The organism is Escherichia sp. MOD1-EC7003, assembly GCF_002965065.1.
Taxonomy (GTDB): Bacteria; Pseudomonadota; Gammaproteobacteria; order Enterobacterales; family Enterobacteriaceae; genus Escherichia.
On sequence record NZ_PTRE01000185.1, the window covers coordinates 1 to 834 of the forward strand.

The 834-nt window shown below is 51.6% G+C and carries 1 protein-coding gene; it reads left to right on the top strand.

All coding sequences use genetic code 11. The annotated features are described in order from the left end of the window. Nucleotides 1-799, top strand: a 799-nt coding sequence (locus A7090_RS23120) for an IS256 family transposase (protein WP_105275674.1), incomplete at its 5' end; no start/stop codon positions are given. Between the last annotated feature and the right edge of the window lie 35 nt (nucleotides 800-834).

An 834-nucleotide genomic window follows, 5' to 3' on the forward strand; every position in this document is an offset into this window, starting at 1 on the left:
ATCTAAAGTCACCGACGCCGTAAAAGAGCAGGTCACTGAGTGGCAAAACCGACAGCTGGATGCACTGTATCCCATTGTTTATATGGACTGCATTGTCGTCAAAGTCCGTCAGAATGGCAGCGTAATCAACAAAGCTGTCTTCCTGGCGCCAGGTATCAACACCGAAGGCCAGAAAGAATTACTGGGTATGTGGCTGGCCGAAAATGAAGGCGCAAAGTTCTGGCTGAGTGTGCTGACAGAGCTTAAAAATCGCGGTCTTCAGGACATTCTGATTGCCTGCGTGGACGGTCTGAAGGGCTTCCCGGATGCGATAAACAGCGTCTACCCGAAGACTCACATCCAGCTGTGCATCATCCATATGGTGCGTAACAGCCTGAAATACGTGTCCTGGAAGGACTATAAAGCCGTCACCAGCGGGTTAAAAGCAGTTTATCAGGCCCCGACCGAAGAGGCGGCGCTGATGGCGCTGGATGCGTTCGCGGGAGAATGGGACGATAAATATCCGCAAATCAGCAAAAGCTGGCGTGCACACTGGGAAAACCTGAATACCTTCTTCGGCTACCCGGCGGATATCCGTAAGGCTATCTACACCACGAACGCGATAGAATCGCTGAACAGCGTGATCCGTGCGGCGATAAAGAAACGCAAAGTGTTCCCGACAGATGACTCGGTGCGGAAGGTCGTGTATCTGGCGATCAAGGATGCGTCGAAAAAATGGAGTATGCCGATCCAGAACTGGCGGCTGGCAATGAGTCGTTTTATTATCGAGTTCGGTGACCGCCTGAGCGATCACCTTTAATACAGTGGCAGTTACACAGAATTACTGACAGGCTC